This window comes from Streptomyces albofaciens JCM 4342 (genome assembly GCF_008634025.1).
Classification (GTDB): Bacteria; Actinomycetota; Actinomycetes; order Streptomycetales; family Streptomycetaceae; genus Streptomyces; species Streptomyces albofaciens.
Map to the genome: position 1 here is coordinate 1706483 of NZ_PDCM01000002.1, position 26524 is coordinate 1733006.

Consider the following 26524-nt stretch of genomic DNA (forward strand, 5'->3'; position numbering starts at 1 on the left):
GGGGGCGGCGCCGTAGGCTGCCGGGCGTGAACGAGAGCATGGACCACCACGAGCAGCACGAGGATTACTGGGCCGAGCGCGGAGCAGCCGCCCTGGCCGAAGTCCCCGGCGTCGTCGGCGTCACCCTCGGTGGCAGCCGGGCCCGCGGCACCCACCGGCCCGACTCCGACTGGGACCTCGGCGTCTACTACCGCGGTGAACCGGACCTCGCCGCCCTCGCGGACCTGGCCGCCGAGGTCACCGGCGCGCCGGTGGAGATCCACGGGCCGGGCGCCTGGGGCGACTGGGTCAACGGCGGGGCCTGGCTGGTGATGCCGGACGGTCGGCATGTGGACTGGCTGCTGCGGGACCTCGACCGGGTGGAGAAGGTGTGGCGGGAGTGCCGGGCGGGGCGGTTCGAGATCGGCGCTCAGGTGGGGCATCCGCTGGGGTTCTGGTCCCCGGCGTACGCGGGTGAGCTGGCGCTGGCGCGCGTCCTGGCCGATCCGTCCGGTGAACTGGGCCGTCCGAAGGCGGAGATGCGGGAGTATCCGGAGCCGCTGCGTGCCGCGCTGGCCGGTTGGGCGGTCTGGGACGCCGGGTTCTCCGTCGCCATGGCGGGCAAGTCGCACGCGGCCGCGGACACGCTGCACGCGGCGCTGTGCCTGGCGCGGGCGGTGGGCGATCTGACCCAGGCCCTGCACGCCCACCACCGGGCCTGGCTGATCAACGAGAAGGGCGCGCTCGCCGCCGCCGCTGCCCTGCCCGGCGCGCCGGCCGCTTTCGAGGAGCGGGCGAGTGCGCTACTGGGCGGACTGGGCTGTACGGGGCCGGAGTTGGCGCGTTCGCTGAAGGCGGCCGAGGAACTGGTGGCGGATGTGCGGGCGGTGGTGGAGGGCACGGGGTGAGAGCCGTGGGCCGAGGGCGTGGGCTGAGGGCGCTGGTCGAGGGCGCGGGCGGCGGCAGGCCGCTCACCTCACCCGAAGAGCGCCTCCTGGCCCGGCGCGCCGTCTGCCCGCGCACCGTCTGCCCACCTGCCGTCTGCCCGCGCACCGCCGCCCCGCTCGAAGTCCAGCAGCCGGCGCTTGCGGTCGAGTCCGCCGCCGTAGCCGGTGAGGCTGCCGCTCGCCCCGATGACGCGGTGGCAGGGGATGATGATGCCGATCGGGTTCTTGCCGTTGGCCAGGCCGACCGCGCGGGCGGCGGAGGGCTTGCCGAGGCGTTCGGCGAGCTGCCCGTACGAGAGTGTCGCGCCGTACGGGATCTCGCGCAGGGCGTCCCAGACGCGGCGCTGGAAGGGCGTGCCCTGTGGGGCGAGGGGCAGGTCGAAGTCGGTGAGGGCGCCGTCGAAGTAGGCGTGCAGCTGGTGGGCGGCCGCCGCGAAGGGCGGCTCCGTGAGGTCCGCCGGCAGGCCGAAGGACTCCTGGGGCGGGCGGTGGCGCTGGTCGGTCATGTAGAGGCCGGCGAGCGCGTCGCCCTCGGCCACGAGGGTCAGCGGGCCGTACGGGGTGTCGGGCAGCAGGGCGTGGCGGCGCGTGCCGCCGTCGGGTGCTGAGGCGGGTGCGGAAGAAGGCGGGGAAGCGGGCGGGGGAACGGGTGCGGACACGGTCGCCTCAGTCGGTGGGGAGGTGGTTGACGGGGTGGTCGTCGGTGGCCCAGAGGTACTGGACGGCGTACGCGCGCCACGGGCGCCAGCGCGCCGAGTGCCGTATCAGCGCCGCCGGGGTGGCCGGCAGCCCGAGCCCGGCGGCGGCGCGGCGCAGGCCCAGGTCGGTCGGGGTGAACGCGTCGGGGTCGCCGAGGGCCCGCATGGCAATGCACTCGACGGTCCAGGGCCCGACGCCGGGCAGTGCCGCCAGCTGGGCCCGGGCCCGCTCGCGGTCGCTGCCGACGCCGAGCCGGACGGTGCCGTCGGCGAGGGCGGCGATCATCGTGGTGAGGGTGGCGCGCCGGGTGCGCGGCATGGCGAGCGTCTCCGGGTCCAGTCCGGCCAGTTCGGCCGGGGACGGGAAGAGGTGGGTCAGCCCGCCCGCCGGATCGTCGACCGTCCGGCCGTACGCGGTGACCAGCCGGCCCGCGTGGGTGCGCGCGGCGGCGGTGGACACCTGCTGGCCCAGCACGGCCCGTACCGCGAACTCGTCCGCGTCCACCGTGCGCGGCACCCGCCGCCCCGGCGCCTTGCGGACCAGCGGGGCCAGTACGGGGTCCTCGGCCAGCAGCCCGTCCACCGCCTCCGGGTCGGCGTCCAGGTCGAGCATCCGGCGGCAGCGGGCGATGGCCCCCGCGAGGTCGCGCAGGTCGGTCAGGGAGAGCCGGCAGTCGATGTGGCCGGGGCGCGGGGCGAGGGCGACGATGCCGTGCCCGTACGGGAGGGCGAGCGTGCGCCGATACGCGCCGTCCCGCCACTCCTCCACGCCCGGTACGGCGGTCGCGGCCAGGTGCCCGAAGAGGTTGTCCGGGCACAGCGGCTGCCGGAAGGGCAGCCGCAGGGCGAGCGTGCCGGGCAGGGCCGCCGCGCCGGTGCCCGGCCGGGCGCGCCGCCGCAGCTCGGTGGGCGCGAGCGCGAACACCTCGCGCACCGTGTCGTTGAAGGTGCGGATGCTGGCGAATCCGGCGGCGAACGCCACGTCGGCCATGGGCAGTCCGGTGGTCTCGATGAGCAGCCGCGCGGTCTGGGCGCGCTGCGCGCGGGCCAGCGCGAGCGGCCCGGCGCCCAGCTCGGCCAGCAGTTGCCGCTCGACCTGGCGGGGGCTGTAGCCGAGCCGGGCGGCGAGTCCCGGCACACCCTCGCGGTCCACGACGCCGTCGGCGATCAGCCGCATGGCGCGCGCGACGCAGTCGGCGCGCTCGTCCCACTGCGGTGAGCCGGGGCTGGCGTCCGGGCGGCACCGCTTGCAGGCGCGGTATCCGGCCTGCTGCGCGGCGGCGGCGCTCGGGTAGAAGGTCATGTTCTCGGGCTTGGGCGGCACCACCGGGCAGCTGGGACGGCAATAGATGCGCGTGGTGCGCACCGCCGTGTAGAACCACCCGTCGAACCGGGCGTCCTTGGACCGGACGGCGCGCAGACAGCGCTCGAAGTCGGTGTGCATGGGTCCAGGATCGGGCAGCCGCGGGCGCCGGGCTGGCGGTTTTCCGACATCAGTGTCCGGTGACCAGCGGCGGCCCGAAGGACCCGGCCGGGAACGGCCGCCCCGCGACGTGGCATACCGCACGCGCCACGAATTTGCGCCGGTCCGGGGGCGGTGTGCGAGAGTGGGCGACCCGGTTGGCCGGGCGCGCACGCGTGCGCAGCCGCTGCCGGGACCCCCTCCTTCAGACGAACGGTTCCGGCCGCGCCTCCAGCGTGTCCGGGGTCGTTCCCTCCCCTACGTCCTTCTCAGAGAGTGATGCAGGCAACGACTCTTCTCCCCCGGACCGAGGACCTGTTCACGCAGGGCCTGGAGCTCCAGGAGGGCGCCGCCCTCCTGCGTTTCGGCGCCGCGCGGCAGCGGCCCGCCGACCGGACCAGTTGGTGCAACACCGGTGCCGTCGCCTGGCTCGACGCCGTCCGCGGGCACGTGTGGAGCGTCGGCGAGCCGGATGCCGCCGCCGGTCTCGTGCTGCGTGCCGCGCAGGGCTTTCCCGACGGCGTACGGGAGTTCACCGGGCCGCGCGGCACCGAGACGCTGGTCGGCCGCCATCTCGCGGTGACCGACGTGGTCGAGTGGATCTTCCGCTGGACGCTGGAGGAACCGGCCGTCCACCCGGCGGAGGACCGCGTGGTCGCGCTCGACGAGAGCCACCACGGAGAACTGCTCGCCTTCCTCAACGAGCACAGCCCGGCCCACTCGACCGGCCCCGGCTCGGCGGACGTGAGCCTGTGGGCCGGCATCCGCGGCGCGGACGGGCGGCTGGTGGCGTGCGGCGCGATGAGCAGCCTGCGGGACAGCGGCGCGCCGCTGATGGCGTCCGTCGCCACCGACACCGCCCAGCGCGGCCAGGGCCTCGGGGCCGCGCTGACCTCGTGGCTGACCCGGCACACCGTACGGCGGCACGGCTTCTGCACGCTGTGGCAGCTGGCCGACAACGCGCCCGCCGAGCGGCTCTACGACCGCCTCGGCTACCGCAACGAGGACCCGTGCGTGTCGGCGCGGTTCGCCTGGCACTGAGCCGCGCCCGGCGGACAGCGGGCGGGCGGGTACGGAACGGGCGCCCACGGAACGAGCGGGTTCGCCGCGCGGCCGGTCAGCCCACCCGCGCGGCGAACGCCTCGTACGCCCGCGCGTCGAAGAGCACGAAGCGCACCTCCTCGACGGCGGTCCGCGCGGCCCGTACCGCACCGACCGCGATACGGGCCGCGTCGTCCAGCGGCCAGCGGTAGATCCCGGCGGAGATCGCCGGGAAGGCGACGGTGCGGGCGCCCAGCTCGTCGGCGACCCGCAGCGACTCGCGGTAGCAGGAGGCGAGCAGGTCCGAGCGGTCCTCGGACTCCGCCCATACCGGGCCGACCGTGTGGATCACCCAGCGGGCCGGCAGCCGGCCCGCCGTGGTGGCCACGGCCTGCCCGGTGGGCAGGCCCTTGCCGTAGTGCGAGGCCCGCAGCGCGCGGCACTCCGCCAGGATCTCCGGGCCGCCGCGCCGGTGGATCGCGCCGTCCACTCCCCCGCCGCCCAGCAGCGAGGAGTTGGCGGCGTTCACGACGGCGTCGACCCGCTGCTCGGTGATGTCACCGGCGACGAGGGTGAGGGCGGGCGCGGATGCTGATGCGGTCATACGGCCATCATGGTCCCGTGCTCCCGTTCCCGGCGGCGGACCGGCCCGGCGGTCCGGCCGTGTCCCCGGCCGTGTCGCCGTCCGTGGCGGGCCAGCTGATCTCGAAGTACTTCACCCGCTCGTCCTCGCCCGCCGGCCGCATACCGGCCGCGGTCATGACGCGCTGGGACGCGGTGTTGCCGAGGTCGGCGTCGCCCTTCACGCAGGTGACGCCGCGTTCCCTGGCGAGGCGCAGCAGCTCGCGCAGGGCCTCCGCCGCGTACCCGTGGCCGCGTGCCGCGGGGACCAGGCCGTAGCCGATCGTGACGCTGCCGTCCGGGGCGGGCGGCCGGTTGAAGCCCAGGCTGCCGATGACCAGGCCGTCCGCCAGGCGGCGTATCTCGTAGTCCCCGAAGGGCTGCGGATCGCCGGTGGCCGCACAGTGGTTCAGGAAGTCGGTGGCGGACTCCACGTCCCCGTCGGTGGGGTAGCCGGGTGCCCAGCGGTCGCCGTCGGCCGGGGTACGCGCCACCAGCCGCGCCGCCTCGGCGGCGGTGAGCGGGTGGAGCACCAGCCGGTCCGTCTGAAGATCACTCATGGCCTGGGGAATACCACGCGTGCCGGGCGGGCCGCACCGGGGTTTCCGGCCGCGGCCCGCCCGTACCGTCACCGTTCGGTCGTGAGGTAGCCGCTCAACATGGCCACCAGCTCGTTCTCGAACCGGGTGACGTCCAAGGGGTCCGGTGCCGCCAGGAGCTGGTGGACGAGGAGTTCGATCGAGGCCACCGTGAGCCGGGCGGCGACATAGGTGTCCGCGACCCGGACCTGCGGGTGGCGCTCGAACAGCTGCTGGACGGAGGCGACCCGCGCCCGGTGGTGCCGGGAGACCTTGTCGAGGAGTTCCGGGGTCCGGGGGCCCTGCTCGGCCATGACGCGCAGCAGTTGCGGGTCGTCCTGGTGGTTGTCGACCGAGGCGCGGACGAAGAGCCGGATGGTCTCTTCGAGGGAGTCGGGCAGCTGCCCGTCCAGCCGCTCCGCGACGGCGGCGGCCCCGGCGTCGAGGTGCCGGACCAGCAGTTCCACCAGGATGGCGTCCTTGTTCGGGTAGTACTGGTACAGCGATCCGATCGACACCCGGGCCCGTTCGGCGATGCGGTTGGTGGTCCCCGCGGCGTAGCCGTACTCGGCGAAAACGTGAGCAGCCGCGGTGAGGATGCGCTGCCGGGTGGCTTCCGCGCGGGCCTGGCGCGGCTGTTTACGTGGCGTTAGTCCCCGGCTGTCCGCCGCCATGGCACCTCCTGGAGAGCCCCTCGAATGCGAGTGGCGAAGACCTGAGCAATTACTCACAATAGTGCCATGAGCTGCGGCGGAGCGATGGCTGCCGCCGCTGTCGGCGGAGCGTCGGGGGCGCGGGGCGCCATGGCCGCCCGGGTCCGTCCGCCGTGCCGCCCCTCCTGGAAGGAGCCTCCATGACGCACGTCCGCACCCGCCCCCGCCGGCTGCCCCCGGACGAGGTCCGCGCCCTGCTCGGCGAACCCGAGTCCATGCTGGAGAACAAGAAGATCGACCACATCGACGCGTTCGCCCGCCGCTTCATCGCGCACTCGCCCTTCGCGTCGCTGGCCACCGCGGACGCGGCCGGACGCGCCGACTGCTCGCCGCGCGGCGACTATCCGGGATTCGTGAAGGTCCTCGACGAGCGCACGCTCGCGATACCCGACCGGCCGGGCAACCGGATCGCCGACTCGTTCCGCAACATCGCGGAGAACCCGGAGGTGGGACTGCTCTTCCTGGTGCCCGGGATGCCGGAGACGCTGCGCGTCAACGGCCGGGCCTACCCCACCGACGAGCCCGATGTGCTGGCCCGGATGCGCACCGAGGCCAAGGCGCCGGTCCTGGCGATCGTCGTCGAGGTGACCGAGGCGTTCTTCCACTGCGGCCGCGCGCTGCTGCGGTCCCGGCTGTGGGACCCGGCGAGCCGGGCCCTCGCCGACGAGCTGCCGTCGGTCGGCGAGATCGCCGCCGCGCAGTTCGGGGCCGACATCGACCCGCAGCACTTCGAAGCCGTCCTCGAAGAGTCCTACCGGAAGCTCTTCTGACCCCGCCGGAAAGGGAACCACCCATGCAGCGGACCCTCCTCGACCGCCTCGACCCGGTCACCGACGACGTCGTCTCGCTCGTGCTGCGCGGCGCCGACGGCCCGCTGGCCCCCTGGGAGCCCGGCGCCCATGTCGACGTGGCCCTGCCGAACTGGCTGACCCGGCAGTACTCCCTGTGCGGGGACCCCGCGGACCGCGAGACCTACCGCGTCGCCGTACGGTACGACCCGCTCAGCCGGGGCGGCTCCGAATACATCCACCGTTTTCTGCGACCGGGCCGCACGCTCGACGTGTCCCTGCCGCGCAACCACTTCCCCCTCGTGCCCGCGCCGCGCTACCTCTTCCTCGCGGGCGGGATCGGCATCACCCCCGTCCTGCCGATGATGCGCGCGGCGACCGCGGCGGGCACACCGGCCTCGCTCGTGTACGTGGGGCCCTCGGCGGACGCCATGCCCTTCGCCGGTGAACTGCGCGCCGCGTACGGGGACGCCGTACGCATCGTCGCCACCCGGGAGCACGGCAGGCCGGACTTCGGCGCGCTGGCGGCGGGGCTGGAGCCCGGCACGCTGGTCTACTGCTGCGGCCCGGCCTCCATGCTCGCGGCGGCGGAGGCCGCCTTCCCCGCCGGGCGGCTGCGCGCCGAGCGGTTCCAGCCGCTGCCCCGGGTGTTCGCGCCCAACACGGCGTTCGACGCGGTGTGCGCGCGATCGGGGCGCACGGTCCCGGTACCGGCCGACGAGTCGCTGCTCGACGCCCTGAACCACGCCGGGTTCCCCGTCCCGTCCGGTTGCCGCGAGGGTGTCTGCGGCAGTTGCGAACTCACCGTCCTCGACGGGGAACCCGAGCACCGGGACGACATCGGCGCCCCCGAGGGCCGGATGTACGCCTGTGTGTCGCGGGCGCAAGGGCCGCGGCTGGTGCTGGACCTCTGAGGGGCGGCCCGCCGGGAGGCGGGCCAGGCCTTTCCGGGACCCGTCTCAGGCCTTTTCGAGGATCGTCTTGAGCTCCGACAGCATCATGATCCAGCCGCCGCTGACGCCCTCCAGCATCTTGGAGTCGGCCGAGTCGAAGCCGTCGTGGGTGATGGTCAGCTTCACGCCCAGCTCCGGCTCCTCGGCCGGCTCGATGTCGAAGGCGACCTTCGAGCGCTCCTTGACCGCCTCGGCGAACTCCGCGTCGCTCATGCCGAACATCTCCTGGTGCATCGGCTGCAGCGTGTGCCAGGTGTAGGCGAGCCGCCTGCCGGGCTCCGACTCGGTGACGACCTGGCCGAGGTCCTGCGGCTCGCCGCCGTCCTCGACCGGCCACAGCACCTTCGAGCCGGCCTTCCAGTCGGAGGAGGGCGCCCAGCCGCCGTGGTACTGCTTCAGGAACTCCGGGCTGGTCAGCCCCTCCCAGAGCTTCTCGGGCGTGGTGTGGATGTAGATCGTGTAGACGAACTCGGGCTTGCTCATCGCGGTTCCTTCCAGGGCGTGCTTCAGATTGCCGAGCGCGGCCATCCGGCTCCGCTCGTACCGGCCGATCCAGCGGTCGGCCAGCTCGTGGATGGGCACGGGGTTGAGGTAGTGCAGCTTCTCCCGGCCGTGCCGGACCACCGTGACCAGACCCGCGCCCTCCAGCACCGCCAGGTGCTTGGACACCGCCTGTCTGGTCATCTCCAGTCCCGCGCACAGCTCGCGCAGGCTCTGCCCGTTCCGGTCGTTCAACCGGTCCAGCAGCCGTCTGCGGCTCGCGTCCGCGAGCGCCTTGAACACCTCGTCCATGCCGTCCTACCCCCTCACCACCAGACTGGCAACCGTTTGGTTGCATGTCAAACGGGGAGGTGGCGAAGGACGTACTTCGGCAGCGTCGGGCGGAGGAGCCGGGTGGACGAACCGGGTGGACGAACCGATGCGGTCGGCTTCTCGGCTTCCGGCAGCCCCCCCGGTCAGCGCACGGGCCGCAGCCGCCGCCAGACCGCCCTGGCGGCGTGGTGCCCCGCCATGCCGTGCACGCCGGGGCCCGGCGGGGCGGACTGGGAGCACAGGAAGACCGCCGGGTGGGCGGTCGTGTACGGGTTGCGGGCGAGCTTGGGGCGGATGACCAGGCCGAGGCCCGCGGCGGAGCCGGCGCAGATGTCGCCGCCGACGTAGTTCGCGTTGCGGGCGGCCAGTTGGGGCGGTCCGGCGACGGCGCGGGCCAGGACCAGGTCACGGAACCCGGGCGCGAAGCGCTCCAGTTGGCGCTCCACCGCTTCCGTGGCGTCGCCCTCCCAGCCGTGCGGGACATGGCCGTACACCCAGAAGGTGTGCTTGCCCTCGGGGGCGCGGCCCGGATCGATCAGGCTCGGCTGCGAGGTGATCAGGAACGGTACGGACGGGTCGCGGCCGTCGACGGCGGCGCGCAGCGCGGTGCCGATCTCGCCGCTGGTCGGGCCGAGGTGCACGGTGCCCGCGCGGCGGGCCTCCGGCGAGGTCCAGGGCACCGGCCCGGACAGCGCGTAGTCGATCTTGAAGACGCCGGGGCCGTACCGTACGCCGCGGTAGGCGTTGCCGAGCCCCGCGATCCGGGCGAGGGCGGTCGGCGAGGTGTCGAAGACGTACGCGCGGGCCGGGGGCAGGTCGTCCAGCCGCTTGACCTCGTACCCCGTGTGCACCACACCGCCGTGCAGGCGCAGCAGCGCGGCCAGGGCGTCGGGGATGGCCTGCGAGCCGCCGCGCGGGATCGGCCAGCCGTTCGCGTGCGCGGCGAGGGCGAACATGACGGCGGCGCCGGCCGTGCCGGGGCTGGTCAGCGGGGCGATGACGTGGGCGGCGAGCCCGGCGAACAGGCCGCGCGCCTTCTGATCCCGGAAGCGCCGGTCGAGGAGCGCGACGGGCTGGGCCGCGGCCAGGCCGAACCGGGCGTACGTCACCGGGTCGCGCGGCAGGCCGAGCCACTGCGTACGCAGGAAGTCCGCGGCCAGGGTGTCCCACTTGCCGAGGAAGGGCGCGAGCAGTCGGCGGTACGTGCCGGCGTCGTGCGCGCCGAGGGACATCGCCGTCTCGCCGACGGAACGGGCGAGCACCGCGGCCGTGCCGTCGGGGAAGGGGTGGGCCATCGGGATGTCGGGGTGCAGCCATCGCAGGCCGTACCGCTCCAGGCCCATGGCGGTGAACGCGGGGGAGCCGGCCGCGAGCGGGTGCACCGCCGAGCAGGGGTCGTGCCGGAAGCCGGGCAGCGTCAGCTCCTCGGTGCGGGCACCGCCCCCGATGGCGGCGGACGCCTCGAAGACCTCGACGGACATGCCGCGGCGGGCCAGTTCGACGGCCGCGGTCAGCCCGTTGGGGCCGGCCCCGATCACCACCGCGTCGAGCATCGTCGGCACCTGCGCCACTCCCCTCGTCTGCGACCCTCGCCCTTGAGGATCAGTCGGCGGCCGCCAGCAGTCCGAGGATACGCCGGGCCGTCGCCGCGTCCCGTGCCGCGGTGAACGGCAGCGCGTTGCCGCCGGATATCCGGAACGGCTCGCCGGCGACCGTGCCGCTCGCGCCGCCCGCCTCGTGGACGAGCAGCAGCCCCGCCGCGTGATCCCACGCGTTTTCCCAGCTGAAGGCCACCGCGTCCAGCTCGCCGCGGGCGATGTGCAGATACTCCAGCCCCGCCGAGCCGCAGGGGCGCGGCGCGACGCCGTCGGTCTCCAGCAGGGCCAGGACCCGCTTCTGCTCGTCGTCGGTGAAGTCGTAGTGCGATATCGCCACGTCCAGCACCGCGCCGGGCGCCGGGGAACCGGGGCGCAGCGGCTCTCCGTCCAGCTCGGCACCGGCGCCGCGGCGGGCGGTGGCCATCAGGTCCAGGGCGGGCGCGTACGTCCAGGAGGCCAGCAGCTCGCCGCGGAGCGCCAGGGTGACCAGCGTGGCGAAGCCCGGGTCGCCGTGCACGAACTGGCGGGTGCCGTCGACCGGGTCGACGATCCACACCGGCGCGTCGCCGCGCAGCGCGCCGAGCACCGCCGGGTCGGCGTGCACCGCCTCCTCGCCGACGACCAGCGAGCCGGGCAGCAGGCCCGTCAGGGCGGCGGTCAGGTGCTCCTCGGCGAGCCGGTCGGCGACCGTGACGAGGTCGTGCGGGCCGTTCTTCTCCAGCACCTCGTGGGCGGCGAGCTGCCGGAACCGCGGCATGATCTCGGCCGCCGCGGCCTTGCGGACGGCGTCCTCGACGGCGGCCGCGTCCAGCGCGCGCAGCACCTCGTCCGCCGTGTGCGTGGAGGGGCCGCCGGTCTCTTCCGCCGTGTCTCCCGTATCCCTGCGCATTGCTTCGATCATGCCTCCATCGAACCACGCCCCACTGACACGGGGCCTGGACAGGAGGTGAACTCCGGATGCCGGGCGGCCGGGCCCCGGGGCGTGCGCACCGCCTACCGCCCGACCGCGTAGCCCTGCATCCCCCGCGGGTTCGCCGCCGCCGACAGCACCCCCGTCTCCGGGTCCCGCGCCACCGCCGACAGCCGCCCCTCCGACCAGGCGTCGCCCACGGTCACCCGGTGCCCGCGCCGCCGCAGCTCCGCGATCACCTGCGCACCGGTCCGCGACTCGACCGTGACGCCGCCCGGCCGCATGGCACGCGGGAAGAACGAGCCGGGGAAGGAGTCGTTGTGCCAGTTCGGCGCGTCGATGGCGCCCTGGAGGTCGAGACCGCCGCGCACCGGCGCGCGCAGCGTCACGGCCAGCAGGAAGTGCAGCTGCCACTGATCCTGCTGGTCGCCGCCGGGCGTACCGAACGCCATCACCGGAACCCCGTCGCGCAGCGCGAGCGAGGGCGTGAGGGTGGTGCGCGGGCGGCGCCCCGGGGTGAGCGAGTTGGGCAGCCCCTCCTCCAGCCAGGCCATCTGAAGGCGCGTACCGAGCGGGAAGCCGAGCGCCGGGACCACCGGGTTGGACTGGAGCCAGCCGCCGGAGGGCGTCGCGGAGACCATGTTGCCCCAGCGGTCGACGATGTCGATGTGGCAGGTGTCGCCGCGCGTGGCGCCGCTCCGGTCCACCTCGGGCGCGATGGCGGGCGCGGCGCCGGGGGTTTCCGCCGTCGCCGTCGTCGGCTCGCCCGCACCGGCGGCGCCCTGCGCGTCGGCGGCGTCCGCTCCCGCCGCGACGGCCGAGGCGTGCTTGCTCAGCCGTGGCGTACGGCCGTCCGGGCTGCCGGGCCGCAGCTCGTACGAGGCGTGTTCGCCGATCAGGGCCCGCCGCGCCGCGTTGTAGTCCTCGCTCAGCAGCGTCCCGAGCGGCACCTCGGCCGCGTCGCCGTACCAGGCCTCACGGTCGGCCATGGCGAGCTTGCACCCTTCGACCAGCAGGTGCACATACTCGGGGCCCCCGTACTCGGGCAGCTCCGGCGGCAGCAGAGCCAGCTGCTGGAGCAGCACCGGCCCCTGCGACCAGCCCCCCGCCTTCGCCACCGTCCACCCGTTCCAGTCGTACGTGACCGGGTCCTCGTACGTCGCGGAGAAGGCCGCGAGGTCGTCGCCCGTCAGCGTGCCCGCGTGCCGCTCGCCGGAGGTGTCCATGGCGGGCCGGGCGGCGAACGCGGCCAGCGCCTCGCCGATGAAGCCCTCGCGCCAGATCCGCCGGGCGGCGTCGGTCTGCGCCTCCCGGTCCGCCGACGCGGCCTCGGCCTCACTGATCAGGCGGCGCCAGGTGGCCGCCAGCGGCCGGTTCCTGAGCAGCCCGCCGGGCGCGACCGGCCGCCCGTCCGGCAGATAGATCTCGGCGGACGATATCCACTCCGTCTCGAACAGCTCCCGGACCGTCGCCACCGTCTGGCCCACCCGCTCGACCGCCGGGTGCCCGTGCTCCGCGTATCCGACGGCGTACTTCAGCACCTCCCGCAGCGTCTTGGTGCCGTGATCGCGGAGCAGCAGCATCCACGCGTCGAACGCGCCGGGGACGGCGGCGGCGAGCGGCCCCGTGCCGGGCACCAGGTCGAGCCCCAGCGAGGTGTAGTGGTCGATGCTCGCCCCGGCGGGCGCCGGGCCCTGCCCGCACAGCACCCGCACCGGCCCGCCCGCGGGCGCGAGGACGACCGGCACCTCGCCCGCCGGCCCGTTCAGATGCGGCTCCACGACGTGCAGCACGAACCCGGCGGCCACCGCCGCGTCGAAGGCGTTGCCGCCGTCCTCCAGCACACCCATCGCGGACTGCGAGGCCAGCCAGTGGGTGGTCGCGGCCATGCCGAAGGTTCCCTGAAGGGTGGGGCGGGTGGTGAACACGGGGCTCCTCACATGCATATGGACGTCTCAACGCGTAACCGGCACCTCGGACGCGTACGGACGTCGGACGGTCTACCGGCATCCCGGACGCGTACGGACGTCGGGCGGTCTCCTGTCCGCTCCCTCCCCCGCCGGAGCGCCCGCAATGCCCGTGCGCGGGCACGTCCTGATCACATCGGCGGGACCACGGGCCTTCGCAAATCCGTTCGCCGCCCCGGCCGCCCCGCGCCTACGCTCGGACCATGACCGGTACGGCCCCCGCCAGCCCCCCGCCCCACGACGCCGCGCGACGCCCCCTGGTGGCGATCCTCAGCGGCGCCGGCATCTCCACCGACTCCGGCATCCCGGACTACCGCGGCCCGAACGGGCTGTGGCGGCAGGACCCGGAGGCCGAGAAGCTGGTGACGTACGAGTACTACATGAACGATCCGGAGATCCGGCGCCGTTCCTGGCGGATGCGGCAGGACGGCCCCGCCCTGCGGGCCCGGCCGAACGCGGCGCACGAGGCGATCGCCCGGCTGGAGCGGTCCGGCGTGCCGGTCCGTGTCATCACGCAGAACGTCGACGGGCTGCACCAGCTCGCGGGCGTACCCGACCGCAAGGTGCTGGAGCTGCACGGCACGGCCCGCTCCGTGGTCTGCACCGGCTGCCACGCCCGGTCGCCGATGTCCGAGGCCCTGGAGCGGGTGGCCGCGGGCGACCCGGACCTGGCGTGCACCGGCTGTGGCGGCATCCTGAAGTCGGCCACCGTCATGTTCGGCGAACGCCTCGACCCCGAGGTGCTCGGTGCGGCCATGAGCGTCGCCAAGGCCGCCGATGTCTTCATCGCGGTGGGGACGAGCCTCCAGGTGCAGCCCGCCGCCTCGCTCGCGGGGCTGGCCGCCGAGCACGGCGCCCGGCTGATCATCATGAACGCCGAGCCCACCCCGTACGACGAGCTGGCCGCCGAGACGATCCGTACCCCCATCGGCACCGCCCTCCCCGGCCTCCTCGCCACCCTGGCTCCCTGAGCCGTCCCGCCCCCTGGCCTGTCCGGCCCCGAACCGCCCCCTTTGCCGGAAATGAAACCGGCAGCGCTACGGTTGACCCGGCTGCCGGCCACCGGGCCGCGCGCCGGAACAGGACAGCGGGAGGATGCGCCGTGCAGGGCAAGCACCACGGTGAGTACAAGGTGCCGGGCGGCAAGCTGGTGGTCGTCGACCTCGATGTGGCGGGCGGCGCGCTGCGCGACGTGCGGGTGGCGGGGGACTTCTTCCTGGAGCCGGACGAGGCGCTCGGAGCCATCAACACGGCTCTGGAGGGCGCGCCCGCCGACACCGACGCACGCGGACTGGCGGCCCGGATCGACGCGGCGCTGCCGCCCGGCACGGTGCTGTTCGGGTTCACCTCGGAGGCCGTCGGCATCGCGGTGCGCCGCGCGGTCGCGCAGGCCACCGACTGGACGGACTTCGACTGGCAGATCATCCACGAGGCGCCGCAACCGCCCGAGCTGCACATGGCGTTGGACGAGGTGCTGACCGCCGAGGTGGCCGCCGGGCGGCGGCCGCCGACGCTGCGGGTGTGGGAGTGGGACCGCCCGGCGGTCATCATCGGCAGCTTCCAGTCGCTGGCCAACGAGGTGGACCCGGAGGGCGCCGCGCGGCACGGCGTGACGGTGGTGCGGCGGATCAGCGGCGGCGGGGCGATGTTCGTGGAGCCCGGCAACACCATCACCTACTCCCTCTGCGTGCCCGCCTCGCTCGTGCAGGGGCTGACCTTCGCCGAGAGCTACGCCTATCTGGACGACTGGGTGCTGACCGCCCTCGGCGACATGGGGATCAACGCCTGGTACAAGCCGCTCAACGACATCGCCACCGACGCCGGGAAGATCGCCGGGGCCGCGCAGAAGCGCATGGTGGCGGGCGACGGGGCGGTGCTGCACCACGTGACCATGTCGTACGACATCGACGCGGACAAGATGGTCGAGGTGCTGCGCATCGGCAAGGAGAAGCTGTCGGACAAGGGCACCCGCAGCGCGAAGAAGCGGGTGGACCCGCTGCGCCGGCAGACCGGGCTGCCGCGTGCCGAGGTCATCGAGCGGATGATCGGCTCGTTCCGCGCGCGGTACGGCGGTAGCGACGGGGCGGTCTCCCCGGAGGAGATGGAACGGGCCCGGGAGCTGGCGGACGGCAAGTTCGGTTCGCAGGAGTGGACGGCGCGGGTTCCGTAGCCACGCGTCGCGCGGATTTACGCGGACCGCGCGGGTTCCGTGGCCACGCCTCGCGCGGATTCACGTGCCGCGCGGGTTCCGTGGCCACGCCTCGCGCGGACCCCGTGGGCCCATCGGCTCCGACGGCCCCGCGGACCGCGCCTCGGGGCCCGTACGCCTATGCCGCCGTCCCCAGCCGGAAGCGCTCCGCGACCTCGTCCGCGAGGTCGGTGGCCGGCCGGGTGCCGTCCATGGTGATGACCGTGTTCCCGTGGACGGCCGCCTGGCGGCGGACCTCCGCGTCCCACAGCTCGTCCCGGGCCAGCCGCTTGGCCAGCGTGGCCTCCGGGGCCCGGCTGCCCCAGCCGACCAGGGAGCGCACCGGGACGCTGGGCCGGGAACGCAGGGCCGCTAGCCGGAACTCCGGGGTGGGCAGCAGGAAGACGGCCTGGTCGGGGCGGGTGAGCAGGGGCGCGAGCTGGCTCGGCAGGTTGCCGAACCAGTCGACCAGGACGGGCCGGTCGGTGGGCATCGCGAGCAGGTCCTCGACCTCGAAGGCGAAGGTTTCGGCGACCACGCGCTGCGCGAATCCGCACGCCTCGTCGGGGCGGCCGTCCCACAAGGAGCCGGGCGGCTCGTGGCGGGCCGCGTGGAAGTTCGGGTGCTGCCGGGGTGAGCAGCGCGGCAGCCAGGTGTGCTGGGCCAGGTCACCGCGGTAGATGACGGCGCCGTGGCGCCGCGCCAGGATTATCGCCAGGGTGCTCTTGCCCGCTCCGGTGCCGCCGGCGATCCACCGTACGTGGGAGAGCCGGCCGGCCGAAGCGGCCGCCATGCGGAGGGTGGTACCGGGATGGGTCGTCTCCAAGGGTGGGCGCCTCATACGGTCCATGGTCCTCGCATCGGCCGCCGGGCTCCAAGGCCACCTCGTATGAGGAGCATCAGGAGTGGGCAAAGAGTTGGCAGGGACGGGTGAGTCGATGCGCGCCCCCGCGCGCCTCCGCGCGTCGTGTGCGCCCCCGTCGGAACCGTGCGCCGGTCAGCGCACCGGATCGTACGCCCGCAGGTCGAGCCCCGGGTTTGCGCCCGTGGCCAGCAGCGCGGCGATCCGCCCCGCCCACGGGCCGATGGTCAGCCCGGTCGGCCCGAGGCCGTCGGCGACGACCAGGCCGTCCAGGCCCGGGACCGGGCCGAGCAGCGGACGGGTGTCCGGGCCGACGGGACGGAAGCCGACGCGCGTCTCCAGGTGGGTGGCGTCCGCCAGGCCGGGCGCGACCGCCAGGGCCTCGGCCAGCACCTCGGCCAGTCCGCCGGCCGTCACCCGGTGGTCGAAGCCGGTGCCGTCCTCGCGGGTGGCGCCCGCCACGATCCGCGAGCCGTCGAACGGTACGAGGTAGTGCCCGGTGGCGCGGGGCATGACGACGGGCCAGTGCCCGGTGTCCGTGCCGGGCAGCGACAGGTGCGCGATCTGTCCGCGCTGCGGCGCGATCCGTACGGTGACCCCCACCGGCGCCAGCAGTTCCGGCGCCCAGGCCCCGGCCGCGACGACGACCGCGTCCGCGGTGACGCGCTCGCCGTCCACCTCGATGCCGGTGACGCGGTCACCCGTACGGACCAGTGCCGCGCGCCCGGAGCGTAGGTCCGCGCCCCGCCACCGCGCCTGCCGCAGCAGCGCGTCGCGCAGCCGGCCGCCGTCGACGCGGGCGCCGGCCGCTATCCGTACGGCCCGCAGGCCGGGCGCGAGCGGCGGGAACAGCGCGCGGGCCGCGGACTCGTCGAGGAGCTCCACCTCTCCGGTGTCCGCGGCGTCGCGCCGCCGTTCCAGTACGCGCCGCCGGATGCGGTGCAGGTCCGCGTCGTCGGCGGCCAGGGCGAGCGCGCCGACGGCGCGGTGGCCGATGCCGCGCTCGCCCGCCTCGGCCAGTTCGGCGACCAGGCCGGGGTGGTACCGCGCCCCTTCCGAGGCGGCCCGGAACCAGTCCGGGTCGTCGTTCGCGGAAGGCCAGGGGCAGACGATGCCCGCGCCGGCCGCGGTCGCCTCGCCGGGCTGGGCCCGGCCGGCCAGCACGACGTCCGCGCCCAGCCCGGCCGCGTGCCAGGCGGTGCTCGCTCCGACGATGCCCGCACCGATCACGGCGACGCGCATGACCGTCTCCCCTCCCCCGGCGGGCTCTCAGCCCGCGAACTCCGGAATGATCCGTTCGCCGTAGGCGTCGATGGTGGCGTCCCGCGCGTCGTGCATCGCGTACAGCGCGAACTGGTCGACGCCCAGCTCCCGCAGCCGGCGCAGCTTCTCCAGCTGCGCCCCGGGCGGCCCGAGCAGGCAGAAGCGGTCCACGATCTCGTCCGGCACGAACGCGGTGTCCGGGTTGCCGGAGCGGCCGTGGTGGGCGTAGTCGTAGCCCGCGCGCTCCTTGATGTACGAGGTGAGCGCCTCGGGCACCATGCCGGAGTGCTCGCCGTACCGCTTGACCAGGTCCGCGACGTGGTTGCCGACCATGCCGCCGAACCACCGGCACTGCTCGCGGGCGTGGGCGAGGTCGTCGCCCACGTAGGCGGGCGCGGCGACGCAGATCTTCACGTCGGACGGGTCGCGGCCGGCCGCCACCGCGGCGTCGCGCACCGCCTTGACCATCCACTCCGTCAGGAACGGGTCGGCCAGCTGGAGGATGAACCCGTCGGCCAGCTCCCCGGTCATCTTCAGGGCTTTGGGCCCGTACGCGGCCATCCACACCGGCAGCCGCCCGTCGCGCACCCACGGGATGCGCAGCGGGTGGCCGCCCACCTCGGTCTCCCGGCCCTCCGCGAGGTCGCGGATCACCCGGATCGACTCGCCGAGGCGGGCGAGGGTGTTGGGGGGCCGGCCGGCCACCCGCATCGCCGAGTCGCCGCGCCCGATGCCGCAGACGGTGCGGTTGCCGTACATGTCGTTGAGGGTGGCGAAGGTGGAGGCGGTGACCTCCGGGGTGCGGGTGGAGGGGTTGGTGACCATCGGGCCGACGATGAGCCGTTCGGTGTGTTCCAGGATGCGGCTGTAGATGACGAACGGCTCCTGCCACAGGACGGAGGAGTCGAAGGTCCAGCCGTAGCGGAAGCCCTGCCGCTCGGCGCGGCGCATGGTGGTGACGACGTCGGACGCGGGCGGGTCGGTTTGCAGGACGACTCCGAAGTCCATCTGGCCCTCCTTCAGTTCAGGTACTGGCAGGTGCCGCGCGGGGTGTACTGGCCGTGGCCCGCGCGCCCGGTGTACCGCCGCCGGTCGATGACGGTCTCGCCGCGCGAGAGGACGGTCTCCACGCGGCCGGTGACGGTGCGTCCCTCGTACGCCGAGTAGTCGACGTTCATGTGGTGGGTGGCGGCCGAGATGACCTGCTCGGCGGCCGGGTCGTAGATGACGATGTCGGCGTCGGAGCCGGGCGCGATGGTGCCCTTCTTCGGGTAGAGGCCGAACATCCGGGCCGGTGTGGCGCAGGCGATCTCGATCCAGCGGCGGCGGCCGATGTGCCCGTCCACCACGCCCTGGTGGAGCAGGTCCATCCGGTGCTCGACGCCCGGCAGCCCGTTGGGGATCTTGGAGAAGTCGCCGCGGCCCAGCTCCTTCTGGCCCTTGAAGCAGAACGGGCAGTGGTCGGTGGAGACCACCTGGAGGTCGTTGGTGCGCAGCCCGCGCCACAGCGCGGCCTGGTGCTCGCGCGGCCGCAGCGGCGTGCTGCACACGTACTTGGCGCCCTCGAAGTCCGGCTCGGCCAGGTTGTCGGTGGACAGGAACAGATACTGCGGGCAGGTCTCGCCGAAGACGTTCAGGCCCTTGTCGCGCGCCTGCGCCAGCTCGGCGACGGCCTCCTCGGCCGAGACGTGCACGACGTACAGCGGCGCGCCGGCGACCCGGGCGAGCTGGATCGTACGGTGGGTGGCCTCGGCCTCCAGCAGCTCCCTGCGCACCTCGCCGTGGTAGCGCGGGCCGGTGCGCCCTTCCGCCAGGGCCTGTTCGACCAGGACGTCGATCGCGATGCCGTTCTCGGCGTGCATCATGACCAGCCCGCCGTTGCCCGCCGAACGCTGCATGGCGCGCAGGATCTGGCCGTCGTCGCTGTAGAAGACGCCCGGGTAGGCGGTGAACAGCTTGAAGGAGGTGACGCCCTCCTCGACCAGCAGGTCCAGCTCCTTGAGCGCGTGCTCGTTCACATCGGAGAGGATCATGTGGAAGGCGTAGTCGACGGCGCATCGGGCATCGGCCTTGGCGTGCCAGGTGTCCAGGCCCTCGCGCAGCGCCCGGCCGCGGGTCTGGACGGCGAAGTCGACGATGGTGGTCGTACCGCCCCAGGCCGCGGCCCGGGTGCCGGTCTCGAAGGTGTCGGAGGAGGACGTCCCGCCGAACGGGAAGTCCATGTGGGTGTGGGCGTCCACGCCGCCCGGGATGACGTACTTGCCGGTGGCGTCGATGGTGCGGTCGGCGCCCTCGGCCCAGCTGTCGGCGGTGGTCGTGCCGTGCGCGGCGAGGGCGGCGATCCTGCCGTCCTCCACCAGGACATCGGCGTGGATCTCATCGGCGGCGGTGACGACCAGACCGCCGCGGATGACTGTTCGGCTCATGCTTCCGGCTCTCCCTTCCACACACAGCACAGGTGCTCGGCGGCGCCGGAAGGGACACGGCCCGGCGTGGTCGGCCGGCCGGGCGGCGCGTCCCGGGTGACGCCGCGTCACGGCCGGTCTACACCCGTAGAACGCGGCCGTGCAGCTGACCGTAGAAGCATGTCACCCACCGTGGCAACACCATGACCACGGTTCAGCGGGAACCGGCGGGGCGCGCCCGGCCGCCGCCCGTAAAACTTCATTGCTTGCGCAATCCGGGAACCTTGGTACGGGCCGCCGCGTTGCCCGGACGGGGACAACCCGTCACCTCGCACCGCGATCAGACCGCACCGCACACACGCAACAGGAGACACAGCACCATGGGCGTCAGCCTCAGCAAGGGCCAGAACGTCGTCCTCAACCAGGACGGCACTCCCCTCGCGGACGTCACCGTCGGCCTGGGCTGGGACGCCCGGCCCACCGGCGGCGCGGACTTCGACCTGGACGCCTCGGCGGTCGTCTGCGGCCCCGACCAGCGCGTCCTGTCCGACGCGCACTTCGTCTTCTACAACAACCTGGCCAGCCCGGACGGCGCGGTCCGGCACACCGGCGACAACCTCACCGGCGAGGGCGACGGCGACGACGAGCAGATCCTGGTCGACCTGGACCGCCTCGGCGAGCGGACGGGCCAGGTCGTCTTCACCGTCTCCATCTACGACGCCGAGGCGCGCGGGCAGAATTTCGGCCAGGTGGAGGACGCGTACATCCGCGTCGTGGACAACCTGACGGGCCGTGAGATGTGCCGCTACGAGCTGTCGTACGACGCCGCCGGCGAGACGGCGATGGTCTTCGGGGCGCTCTACCGGCGCGGCGGCGAGTGGAAGTTCCGCGCCATCGGCCAGGGCTACGCGTCCGGGCTGGCCGGCATCGCCTCCGACTACGGCGTCAACGTCGGCTGACCCGGTACGCGAAAGGGCGCGCCCCGACGGGGGCGCGCCCTTGAGGCCCCGCCCGCCCCGCCTACAGGTGCGAGGCGATGGCCGGCATCAGGTCCTGGAAGGTGCGGCCGTTCGCGGGCTCGCCGATGGCGGCCATCTCCCAGCCGCCGCCGGACCGGCGCACCTTCGCCATGATCTGCGCGGTGTACTGGCCGCCGCCGGTGAGGGTGTAGCGGGCCAGCTCCTGGCCGGTGCTCTCGTCGACCAGGCGGCAGAACGCGTTCTGCACCTCGGCGAAGGTCTGTCCGGTGAAGGAGTTCACCGTGAAGACGATCTGGTCGACGCGGGCGGGCACCCGCTGGAGGTCGACGTAGATCACCTCGTCGTCGCCGCCCTGCCCCGCGCCGCCCACCAGGTTGTCCCCGGTGTGCCGTACGGAACCGTCGTCGCTGATCAGGTGCTGGAAGAAGACGACGTCGACGGGCTCCTGGCCGGCGAACAGCACGGCGGAGGCGTCCAGGTCGATCTCGCGGGCCATCAGCTTGGCGAGAAAGCCCTTGCGGGCGGCGGCCTGCCAGCCCAGGCCCATGCGGACCACGCTGAGTTCGCCCCCGCCGGACTTGCTCAGACTGATCTTCTGACCCTTGTCCAGGTTCACGGTCATGTGCTGTCACTCCTGCGTCGGGATGGCATGCCCCGGGCAGGGCGGCGGCCGCCGCCACCGGCCGGGAATCGCAAATCTACAGCACTGTAGAGGTAATGGCGAAGTAAAAGCGCGAGGCCGTGGGGCGGAAACCGGACGGATGCCCGGCCGAATACCTGGCGGGCCCCGCCGGAATGCTCACAGCGGGGCCCACGTCGTACGGTACCCAGCCGGGCGCGCGCACAACAGACCGCGTCGCGGCCTTTCACCGCGCCGCGGCCGCCTGCTCGGCCCGGGGCGCGTCCGGCTCCGCGGACCACCGCGCCAGCCGGCGCAGCGCCCGCGCCGAACCGGTCCCGGGCTCGGCGTGGTAGGTGATCAGCTGCTGGTCCGGATCGGCCGGCAGGCTGAGCGTCTCGTACGCCAGCGAGAGCGTCCCCACCAGCGGGTGCGTCAGCCGCTTGCGGCCGAACCCCTTGTCCTGGACGTCGTGGGCCGCCCAGATCCGCCGGAAGTCCGCGCTTTTCCCGGACAGCTCGCCGACCAGCGCGCGCAGCTTCGGGTCGTCGGGGAAGCGGCCGACGTCGCGCCGCAGCTGGGCCACGACGTGCGCCGCCTTCTCCTCCCAGTCGGCGTAGAGCTCACGCGTCGCCGGGGCGAGGAAGAGCTGCCAGGCCATGTTGCGCTCCTCGGCGGGCATCGCGGCGAAGTCGCCGAGGAGTGCGCAGGCCAGCCGGTTCCAGCCGAGGATGTCCAGCCGCCGGCCGACCACGTACGCGGGGACACCGTCCATCGCGTCGATCAGGTCCTGGAACGCGGGGCGTATCCGCTGCGGCCGGAGCGCGCGGCGGTGCCGCGGGGAGACCGGCCTGGCCAGGTGGTTCAGGTGGGAGCGCTCGGCCCGGGTCAGCCGCAGCACGTCCGAGATCGAGTCCAGCACCGCGGTGGAGACGTTCTGCCCCCGCCCTTGTTCGAGCCGTATGTAATAGGCCACGCTGACCCCTGCCAGCTGCGCCAGTTCCTCCCGCCGCAGGCCGGGCACCCTGCGCCGCCCGCCGTGCGGGGCGAGACCGACGTCCTCGGGCCGGAGCCTGGCGCGACGGGAGCGAAGGAATTCGCTCAGTTCGGTGCGCTGGTCCATCCCTCGATTATGGCGGGCGCCGCCCGGACGGCGGCGCGGAGGGCCGTCAGCGTACGGCCAGGGTGGTTCTCGCAGTGGTAGGAACGCCGAGCATAGGCTCAACAGGGCACTGGTTGCCCCGGGCATGTAAGCCCACCCTGGAGAGCATGAACCGCACCTCTGTACCCGCATACGCGGCACCCGCCCCGAAGGCTCCGCTGGAGCGCACCACCATCGAGCGCCGGGAGCTGGGCGCGCACGACATCCTCATCGACATCAAGTTCGCGGGCATCTGCCACTCCGACATCCACACCGTGCGGGCGGAGTGGGGCGACGGCGGGAACTTCCCCATCGTCCCCGGCCACGAGATCGCGGGCGTGGTCAGCGAGGTCGGCCCCGAGGTGACCCGGTACGCGGTCGGCGACCGGGTCGGCGTCGGCTGCTTCGTCGACTCCTGCCGCGAGTGCGAGAACTGCCGGACCGGCCTCCAGCAGTACTGCACCGGCGAGCTGGGCCAGGTCGGCACGTACAACGCCGTCGGCCGGGACGGCCGGGCCACCCAGGGCGGCTACTCCACCCACCTCGTCATCGACGAGAACTACGCGCTGCGCATCCCGGACAGCCTGCCGCTGGACGCCGCCGCGCCGCTGCTGTGCGCCGGCATCACCCTCTACTCGCCGCTGGCGCACTGGAAGGCCGGCCCCGGCAAGAAGGTCGCCATCGTGGGCCTGGGCGGCCTCGGCCACATGGGCGTCAAGATCGCGCACGCGATGGGCGCGGAGGTCACCGTACTGAGCCAGTCGCTGCGCAAGAAGGACGACGGCCTGCGGCTCGGCGCCGACCACTACCACGCCACGTCCGACCCGGCGACCTTCGAGGAGCTGGCGAGCAGCTTCGACCTGATCGTCAACACCGTCTCCGCGCAGCTCGACCTGAACGCCTACCTGGGCCTGCTGCGCACCGACGGCACCCTCGTCCAGCTCGGCGCGCCGGAGCACCCGCTGCCGGTCGCCCCGTTCGCCCTGATCGGCAACCGCCGCTCGCTGGCCGGTTCGCTGATCGGCGGCCTCCAGGAGACCCAGGAGATGCTGGACTTCTGCGGTACGCACGGGCTGACCTCGGAGATCGAGGTGATCTCCGCCGACCGGATCAACGAGGCGTACGAGCGGGTGCTCGCCAGCGACGTCCGCTACCGCTTCGTGATCGACACCGCGACGATCTGACGGCGCGTCCCGGCCCGGGACCCCGGGTGCCGCCACACGGGCGACACCCGGAGGTCACGGTCGGTACCGGTACGGCGACGGATTGCATGCTACGGTCGCTCCAGTTGCAGTTTTGGTACCCATGAACGTCATGTGCGCCTGACGGGATGTGACCGTCGGGCGCCTTTTGTTTCTGCCGGTCACATCCGGATGGGCTCAATTGCGGCGACCCTGGAGACCGCGCCGTGCGGAATCCTCAACTGCCTCGATCGAAGGATAGAGACATGGCAACCGGCACCGTGAAGTGGTTCAACTCCGAAAAGGGCTTCGGCTTCATCGAGCAGGACGGCGGCGGCGCCGACGTCTTCGCGCACTACTCGAACATCCAGGCCCAGGGCTTCCGTGAGCTGCAGGAAGGCCAGAAGGTCACCTTCGACGTCACGCAGGGCCACAAGGGCCCGCAGGCGGAGAACATCACCCTCGCCTGAACCGGCCGGGCGCCGGACGGCGCGACGGCAGGCGGCACGAGCCGGAACGCCCGATCGGGTGGCGTTCCGGCTCGTGCCGGTCCGGGCCCGTGCGCATGCCGGTCCGGGGCGCGCGCGTGTCCTACGGCGCCGCCCGGCCGGACGCCATGTCCCGCTCCGCCACCCGCAGCGCCTCCGCGAGGATGTCCGCCCCCGTCTCCGCCTCCTCGACCGTCAGCGACAGCGACGGCGCGATGCGCAGGACGGAGCCCGTCAGGCCGCCCTTGCCGATCAGCAGGCCGCGCTCGCGGGCGGCCTCCAGGGCGAGCGTCGCCGCCCGCGGCGACGGCTCGTCGGTGCCGGGGACGGCCAGTTCGACGCCGATCATCAGGCCGCGTCCGCGCACTTCCCGTACGGCCGTGAGCCCCGCGCAGGCCGCCCGCAGCCGCTCGATGAGCAGACCGCCGACGCGCCGGGCGTTCCCCTGGAGGTCGTGCGCCAGCAGGTGGTCGAGGTTGGCCAGGGCCGCCGCCATGGTGACCGGGCTGCCGCCGAACGTGGAGATCGAGTTGGCGCCGAGGCAGTTCATCACCTCGGCGCGGGCGACGACGCCGCCGACGGACATGCCGTTGCCGATCCCCTTGGCGAAGGTCAGCAGGTCCGGCGGGCCGTTCCGGGCGTGCGCCTGCCAGCCCCAGAAGTGGTCGCCGGTCCGGCCCCAGCCGGTCTGCACCTCGTCCGAGATCCACAGGATGCCGTGCCGGTCGAGCACCTCGCGGAAGGCCGCGTACAGCCCGTCGGGCGGCGAGGTGAAGCCGCCGACGCCCTGCACCGGCTCCGCGATCAGCGCCGCGACGCCCGCCGTCTGGCCGATCAGGTCCTCCAGGTCGGCGACGCAGGCGTCGATGTACGCGGCGTCGGACAGCGCCGCGTACGGGCCGCGGGTACGCACGCCCCCGTGGACGTACAGCGTCTGGAGCGGGGACAGGCCGGTCGGTGACCAGCCGGCGTTGCCCGTGACGCCGATGGCCGAGAAGGACCGGCCGTGGTAGCTGTTGCGCATCGCCAGGATCTGGTTGGAGCGCCGGTGGACCGTCGCCAGCAGGAGCGCGGTGTCGTTCGCCTCCGTACCGGACGTGGTGAAGAAGACCCGCGCGTCGGGGATGCCGGAGAGCGCCGCGATCCGCTCCGCCAGATCGACCATGGGCCGGGACAGGTACTGCGTCGAGGTGTGCAGGATGCGGCCGGCCTGCTCGGCGACCGCCTTGGTGACCTCGGGCAGCGCGTGGGCGGTCATGGTGGTGAGGATGCCGCCGAAGAAGTCCAGGTAGCGGTTGCCGTCGGCGTCCCGGACGTGGCGGCCCTCGCCGTGCGTCAGCTCGATGGGCCGCTCGTACAGCGGCGTGAGCCAGTCGGGCAGCACGGCGCGGTGCCGGGCGTGCAGACCGGTGGGGCCCGGTCCGGCGTCCCGTCCGGCGTCCGGGGCCGTCACGGCCGGACCAGCCCCTCGTACGCGTCGGGCCGGCGGTCCCGGTAGAAGGCCCACTGCTGCCGCACCTCGTCGATCAGGCCGAAGTCCAGGTCGCGGACGACCAGCTCCTCCTTGGTGTCGCTGGCGACGTCGCCGACGAACTGTCCGCGCGGGTCGACGAAGTAGCTCGTCCCGTAGAAGTCGTTGTCGCCGTACTCCTCGACGCCGACCCGGTTGATCGCCGCGACGAAGTACTCGTTGGCGACCGCGGCGGCGGGCTGCTCCAGCTGCCACAGGTAGGCGGACAGGCCGCGGGAGGTGGCGGACGGGTTGTAGACGAGCTGGGCGCCGTTCAGGCCCAGCTGGCGCCAGCCCTCGGGGAAGTGCCGGTCGTAGCAGATGTAGACGCCGATCCGGCCGACGGCGGTGTCGAAGACCGGCCAGCCCAGGTTGCCCGGCTTGAAGTAGTACTTCTCCCAGAAGCCCTTGACCTGCGGGATGTGGTGCTTGCGGTAGGTGCCGAGCACGGTGCCGTCGGCGTCGATGACGGCCGCGGTGTTGTAGTAGAAACCGGACTGCTCGACCTCGAAGACCGGCACCACGATCACCATGCCGGTCTCCCGGGCCAGCTCCTGCATCCGGCGCGTGGTGGGACCGTCCGGCACCGGCTCGGCCCAGCGGTAGTGCTCCGGCTCCTGGACCTGGCAGAAGTACGGGGCGTTGAAGACCTCTTGGAAGCCGATCACCTGCGCGCCCTGCGCGGCCGCCGCCCTGGCGTGTTCCTCGTGCTTCGCGATCATCGATTCGGTGTCGCCGGTCCAGGACGCCTGAACCAGTGCGGCGCGTACGACGTTACGGACAACATCGGCCATGAGCTGCTCCTTCGTCGAGCCGTCG

At 73.6% G+C, this 26524-nt stretch carries 26 protein-coding genes; 9 read left to right on the plus strand and 17 right to left on the minus strand.

Annotation, left to right across the window (positions count from 1 at the left end; translation table 11 throughout):
- Positions 1 to 38 precede the first annotated feature (38 nt).
- Complete coding sequence (locus CP973_RS27640; protein ID WP_150250335.1) at positions 39 to 887, plus strand: nucleotidyltransferase domain-containing protein; 849 nt, start codon at positions 39 to 41, stop codon at positions 885 to 887.
- Between the two features lie 68 nt (positions 888 to 955).
- Here the strand turns inward: CP973_RS27640 and CP973_RS27645 are convergent, their stop codons facing one another.
- Both CP973_RS27645 and CP973_RS27650 read right to left on the minus strand, forming a co-directional pair.
- Entirely contained in the window at positions 956 to 1501 is a 546-nt protein-coding gene (locus CP973_RS27645) for a methylated-DNA--[protein]-cysteine S-methyltransferase (RefSeq protein ID WP_244410267.1), read from the minus strand.
- 91 nt (positions 1502 to 1592) lie between these two features.
- Complete coding sequence (locus CP973_RS27650) at positions 1593 to 3068, minus strand: DNA-3-methyladenine glycosylase 2 (protein WP_150246636.1); 1476 nt, start codon at positions 3066 to 3068, stop codon at positions 1593 to 1595.
- A gap of 297 nt (positions 3069 to 3365) precedes the next feature.
- Here CP973_RS27650 and CP973_RS27655 point away from each other — a divergent pair, with 297 nt between their 5' ends.
- Positions 3366 to 4127 (plus strand): GNAT family N-acetyltransferase, encoded by a 762-nt coding sequence (locus CP973_RS27655; protein WP_150246637.1) that lies wholly within the window; start codon positions 3366 to 3368, stop codon positions 4125 to 4127.
- Positions 4128 to 4203: 76 nt separating this feature from the next.
- Here the strand turns inward: CP973_RS27655 and CP973_RS27660 are convergent, their stop codons facing one another.
- The 3 genes from CP973_RS27660 to CP973_RS27670 all read right to left on the minus strand — a co-directional run bounded on the left by CP973_RS27660 (position 4204) and on the right by CP973_RS27670 (position 6000).
- Positions 4204 to 4731, minus strand: coding sequence for an O-acetyl-ADP-ribose deacetylase (locus tag CP973_RS27660; RefSeq protein WP_150246638.1), 528 nt, complete (start codon positions 4729 to 4731; stop codon positions 4204 to 4206).
- A gap of 7 nt (positions 4732 to 4738) precedes the next feature.
- A complete protein-coding gene (locus CP973_RS27665) occupies positions 4739 to 5308 on the minus strand; it encodes a GNAT family N-acetyltransferase (protein WP_150246639.1) in 570 nt (189 codons plus the stop codon).
- A 68-nt stretch (positions 5309 to 5376) separates the two neighbouring features.
- On the minus strand, positions 5377 to 6000 hold the full coding sequence (locus CP973_RS27670) for a TetR/AcrR family transcriptional regulator (RefSeq protein WP_150246640.1): 624 nt from the start codon (positions 5998 to 6000) through the stop codon (positions 5377 to 5379).
- A 179-nt stretch (positions 6001 to 6179) separates the two neighbouring features.
- Between CP973_RS27670 and CP973_RS27675 the strand changes: the two genes are divergently transcribed.
- Both CP973_RS27675 and CP973_RS27680 read left to right on the plus strand, forming a co-directional pair.
- Positions 6180 to 6809 (plus strand): MSMEG_1061 family FMN-dependent PPOX-type flavoprotein, encoded by a 630-nt coding sequence (locus CP973_RS27675; protein ID WP_150246641.1) that lies wholly within the window; start codon positions 6180 to 6182, stop codon positions 6807 to 6809.
- Positions 6810 to 6832: 23 nt separating this feature from the next.
- Positions 6833 to 7741 (plus strand): PDR/VanB family oxidoreductase, encoded by a 909-nt coding sequence (locus tag CP973_RS27680; protein WP_150246642.1) that lies wholly within the window; start codon positions 6833 to 6835, stop codon positions 7739 to 7741.
- A 45-nt stretch (positions 7742 to 7786) separates the two neighbouring features.
- Here the strand turns inward: CP973_RS27680 and CP973_RS27685 are convergent, their stop codons facing one another.
- The 4 genes from CP973_RS27685 to CP973_RS27700 form a co-directional block, all read right to left on the minus strand.
- On the minus strand, positions 7787 to 8572 hold the full coding sequence (locus tag CP973_RS27685) for an ArsR/SmtB family transcription factor (RefSeq protein ID WP_150246643.1): 786 nt from the start codon (positions 8570 to 8572) through the stop codon (positions 7787 to 7789).
- Between the two features lie 164 nt (positions 8573 to 8736).
- The gene (locus CP973_RS27690) at positions 8737 to 10146 is read right to left on the minus strand and encodes a phytoene desaturase family protein (protein WP_150250337.1); all 1410 of its coding nucleotides are present in this window, start codon (positions 10144 to 10146) and stop codon (positions 8737 to 8739) included.
- 49 nt (positions 10147 to 10195) lie between these two features.
- Positions 10196 to 11092 carry an inositol monophosphatase family protein gene (locus CP973_RS27695; protein WP_150246644.1) on the minus strand — a complete coding sequence of 299 codons (897 nt, stop codon included), beginning with the start codon at positions 11090 to 11092 and terminating at the stop codon, positions 10196 to 10198.
- 92 nt (positions 11093 to 11184) lie between these two features.
- A complete protein-coding gene (locus tag CP973_RS27700; protein ID WP_150246645.1) occupies positions 11185 to 13029 on the minus strand; it encodes a gamma-glutamyltransferase family protein in 1845 nt (614 codons plus the stop codon).
- Between the two features lie 242 nt (positions 13030 to 13271).
- Between CP973_RS27700 and CP973_RS27705 the strand changes: the two genes are divergently transcribed.
- Positions 13272 to 14039, plus strand: coding sequence for an SIR2 family NAD-dependent protein deacylase (locus CP973_RS27705; RefSeq protein ID WP_150246646.1), 768 nt, complete (start codon positions 13272 to 13274; stop codon positions 14037 to 14039).
- Between the two features lie 131 nt (positions 14040 to 14170).
- Positions 14171 to 15238, plus strand: a complete 1068-nt coding sequence (lplAB, locus tag CP973_RS27710) for a lipoate-protein ligase LplAB (protein ID WP_150246647.1) — start codon at positions 14171 to 14173, stop codon at positions 15236 to 15238.
- 157 nt (positions 15239 to 15395) lie between these two features.
- Here lplAB and CP973_RS27715 read toward each other — a convergent pair whose 3' ends face one another.
- The 4 genes from CP973_RS27715 to hydA all read right to left on the minus strand — a co-directional run bounded on the left by CP973_RS27715 (position 15396) and on the right by hydA (position 19807).
- Entirely contained in the window at positions 15396 to 16049 is a 654-nt protein-coding gene (locus CP973_RS27715) for a DEAD/DEAH box helicase family protein (protein ID WP_150246648.1), read from the minus strand.
- A 204-nt stretch (positions 16050 to 16253) separates the two neighbouring features.
- Complete coding sequence (locus tag CP973_RS27720) at positions 16254 to 17360, minus strand: NAD(P)/FAD-dependent oxidoreductase (protein WP_150246649.1); 1107 nt, start codon at positions 17358 to 17360, stop codon at positions 16254 to 16256.
- Positions 17361 to 17387: 27 nt separating this feature from the next.
- The gene (locus CP973_RS27725) at positions 17388 to 18389 is read right to left on the minus strand and encodes a TIGR03842 family LLM class F420-dependent oxidoreductase (RefSeq protein WP_150246650.1); all 1002 of its coding nucleotides are present in this window, start codon (positions 18387 to 18389) and stop codon (positions 17388 to 17390) included.
- 11 nt (positions 18390 to 18400) lie between these two features.
- Entirely contained in the window at positions 18401 to 19807 is a 1407-nt protein-coding gene (hydA, locus tag CP973_RS27730) for a dihydropyrimidinase (RefSeq protein ID WP_150246651.1), read from the minus strand.
- A 359-nt stretch (positions 19808 to 20166) separates the two neighbouring features.
- Here hydA and CP973_RS27735 point away from each other — a divergent pair, with 359 nt between their 5' ends.
- Complete coding sequence (locus tag CP973_RS27735; protein ID WP_150246652.1) at positions 20167 to 20745, plus strand: TerD family protein; 579 nt, start codon at positions 20167 to 20169, stop codon at positions 20743 to 20745.
- A gap of 61 nt (positions 20746 to 20806) precedes the next feature.
- Here CP973_RS27735 and CP973_RS27740 read toward each other — a convergent pair whose 3' ends face one another.
- On the minus strand, positions 20807 to 21388 hold the full coding sequence (locus CP973_RS27740; protein WP_150246653.1) for a TerD family protein: 582 nt from the start codon (positions 21386 to 21388) through the stop codon (positions 20807 to 20809).
- Between the two features lie 244 nt (positions 21389 to 21632).
- Positions 21633 to 22508, minus strand: a complete 876-nt coding sequence (locus tag CP973_RS27745; protein WP_150246654.1) for a helix-turn-helix domain-containing protein — start codon at positions 22506 to 22508, stop codon at positions 21633 to 21635.
- A gap of 146 nt (positions 22509 to 22654) precedes the next feature.
- Between CP973_RS27745 and CP973_RS27750 the strand changes: the two genes are divergently transcribed.
- The gene (locus tag CP973_RS27750; RefSeq protein WP_150246655.1) at positions 22655 to 23710 is read left to right on the plus strand and encodes an NAD(P)-dependent alcohol dehydrogenase; all 1056 of its coding nucleotides are present in this window, start codon (positions 22655 to 22657) and stop codon (positions 23708 to 23710) included.
- Between the two features lie 263 nt (positions 23711 to 23973).
- Positions 23974 to 24177 (plus strand): cold-shock protein, encoded by a 204-nt coding sequence (locus tag CP973_RS27755; RefSeq protein WP_150246656.1) that lies wholly within the window; start codon positions 23974 to 23976, stop codon positions 24175 to 24177.
- Positions 24178 to 24298: 121 nt separating this feature from the next.
- Here the strand turns inward: CP973_RS27755 and CP973_RS27760 are convergent, their stop codons facing one another.
- Positions 24299 to 25648, minus strand: a complete 1350-nt coding sequence (locus CP973_RS27760; protein ID WP_150246657.1) for an aspartate aminotransferase family protein — start codon at positions 25646 to 25648, stop codon at positions 24299 to 24301.
- Complete coding sequence (locus tag CP973_RS27765; RefSeq protein ID WP_125044185.1) at positions 25645 to 26499, minus strand: nitrilase-related carbon-nitrogen hydrolase; 855 nt, start codon at positions 26497 to 26499, stop codon at positions 25645 to 25647. Before CP973_RS27765 ends, CP973_RS27760 begins: the two co-directional genes overlap by 4 nt.
- Positions 26500 to 26524 lie beyond the last annotated feature (25 nt).

Excerpts from the sequence above, each read along its gene's own strand:
- CP973_RS27665 (WP_150246639.1), bottom strand. The coding sequence starts at position 5,308 with ATGAGTGATCTTCAGACGGACCGGCTGGTGCTCCACCCGCTCACCGCC.
- CP973_RS27705 (WP_150246646.1), top strand. The coding sequence starts at position 13,272 with ATGACCGGTACGGCCCCCGCCAGCCCCCCGCCCCACGACGCCGCGCGA.
- CP973_RS27670 (WP_150246640.1), bottom strand. The coding sequence starts at position 6,000 with ATGGCGGCGGACAGCCGGGGACTAACGCCACGTAAACAGCCGCGCCAG.
- hydA (WP_150246651.1), bottom strand. The coding sequence starts at position 19,807 with ATGAGCCGAACAGTCATCCGCGGCGGTCTGGTCGTCACCGCCGCCGAT.
- CP973_RS27745 (WP_150246654.1), bottom strand. The coding sequence starts at position 22,508 with ATGGACCAGCGCACCGAACTGAGCGAATTCCTTCGCTCCCGTCGCGCC.
- CP973_RS27765 (WP_125044185.1), bottom strand. The coding sequence starts at position 26,499 with ATGGCCGATGTTGTCCGTAACGTCGTACGCGCCGCACTGGTTCAGGCG.
- CP973_RS27740 (WP_150246653.1), bottom strand. The coding sequence starts at position 21,388 with ATGACCGTGAACCTGGACAAGGGTCAGAAGATCAGTCTGAGCAAGTCC.
- CP973_RS27685 (WP_150246643.1), bottom strand. The coding sequence starts at position 8,572 with ATGGACGAGGTGTTCAAGGCGCTCGCGGACGCGAGCCGCAGACGGCTG.
- CP973_RS27755 (WP_150246656.1), top strand. The coding sequence starts at position 23,974 with ATGGCAACCGGCACCGTGAAGTGGTTCAACTCCGAAAAGGGCTTCGGC.
- CP973_RS27750 (WP_150246655.1), top strand. The coding sequence starts at position 22,655 with ATGAACCGCACCTCTGTACCCGCATACGCGGCACCCGCCCCGAAGGCT.
- CP973_RS27690 (WP_150250337.1), bottom strand. The coding sequence starts at position 10,146 with ATGCTCGACGCGGTGGTGATCGGGGCCGGCCCCAACGGGCTGACCGCG.
- CP973_RS27725 (WP_150246650.1), bottom strand. The coding sequence starts at position 18,389 with ATGGACTTCGGAGTCGTCCTGCAAACCGACCCGCCCGCGTCCGACGTC.
- CP973_RS27655 (WP_150246637.1), top strand. The coding sequence starts at position 3,366 with ATGCAGGCAACGACTCTTCTCCCCCGGACCGAGGACCTGTTCACGCAG.
- CP973_RS27640 (WP_150250335.1), top strand. The coding sequence starts at position 39 with ATGGACCACCACGAGCAGCACGAGGATTACTGGGCCGAGCGCGGAGCA.
- CP973_RS27680 (WP_150246642.1), top strand. The coding sequence starts at position 6,833 with ATGCAGCGGACCCTCCTCGACCGCCTCGACCCGGTCACCGACGACGTC.
- CP973_RS27715 (WP_150246648.1), bottom strand. The coding sequence starts at position 16,049 with ATGGCGGCCGCTTCGGCCGGCCGGCTCTCCCACGTACGGTGGATCGCC.
- CP973_RS27720 (WP_150246649.1), bottom strand. The coding sequence starts at position 17,360 with ATGCGCGTCGCCGTGATCGGTGCGGGCATCGTCGGAGCGAGCACCGCC.
- CP973_RS27695 (WP_150246644.1), bottom strand. The coding sequence starts at position 11,092 with ATGATCGAAGCAATGCGCAGGGATACGGGAGACACGGCGGAAGAGACC.
- CP973_RS27675 (WP_150246641.1), top strand. The coding sequence starts at position 6,180 with ATGACGCACGTCCGCACCCGCCCCCGCCGGCTGCCCCCGGACGAGGTC.
- CP973_RS27660 (WP_150246638.1), bottom strand. The coding sequence starts at position 4,731 with ATGACCGCATCAGCATCCGCGCCCGCCCTCACCCTCGTCGCCGGTGAC.
- CP973_RS27650 (WP_150246636.1), bottom strand. The coding sequence starts at position 3,068 with ATGCACACCGACTTCGAGCGCTGTCTGCGCGCCGTCCGGTCCAAGGAC.
- CP973_RS27735 (WP_150246652.1), top strand. The coding sequence starts at position 20,167 with ATGGGCGTCAGCCTCAGCAAGGGCCAGAACGTCGTCCTCAACCAGGAC.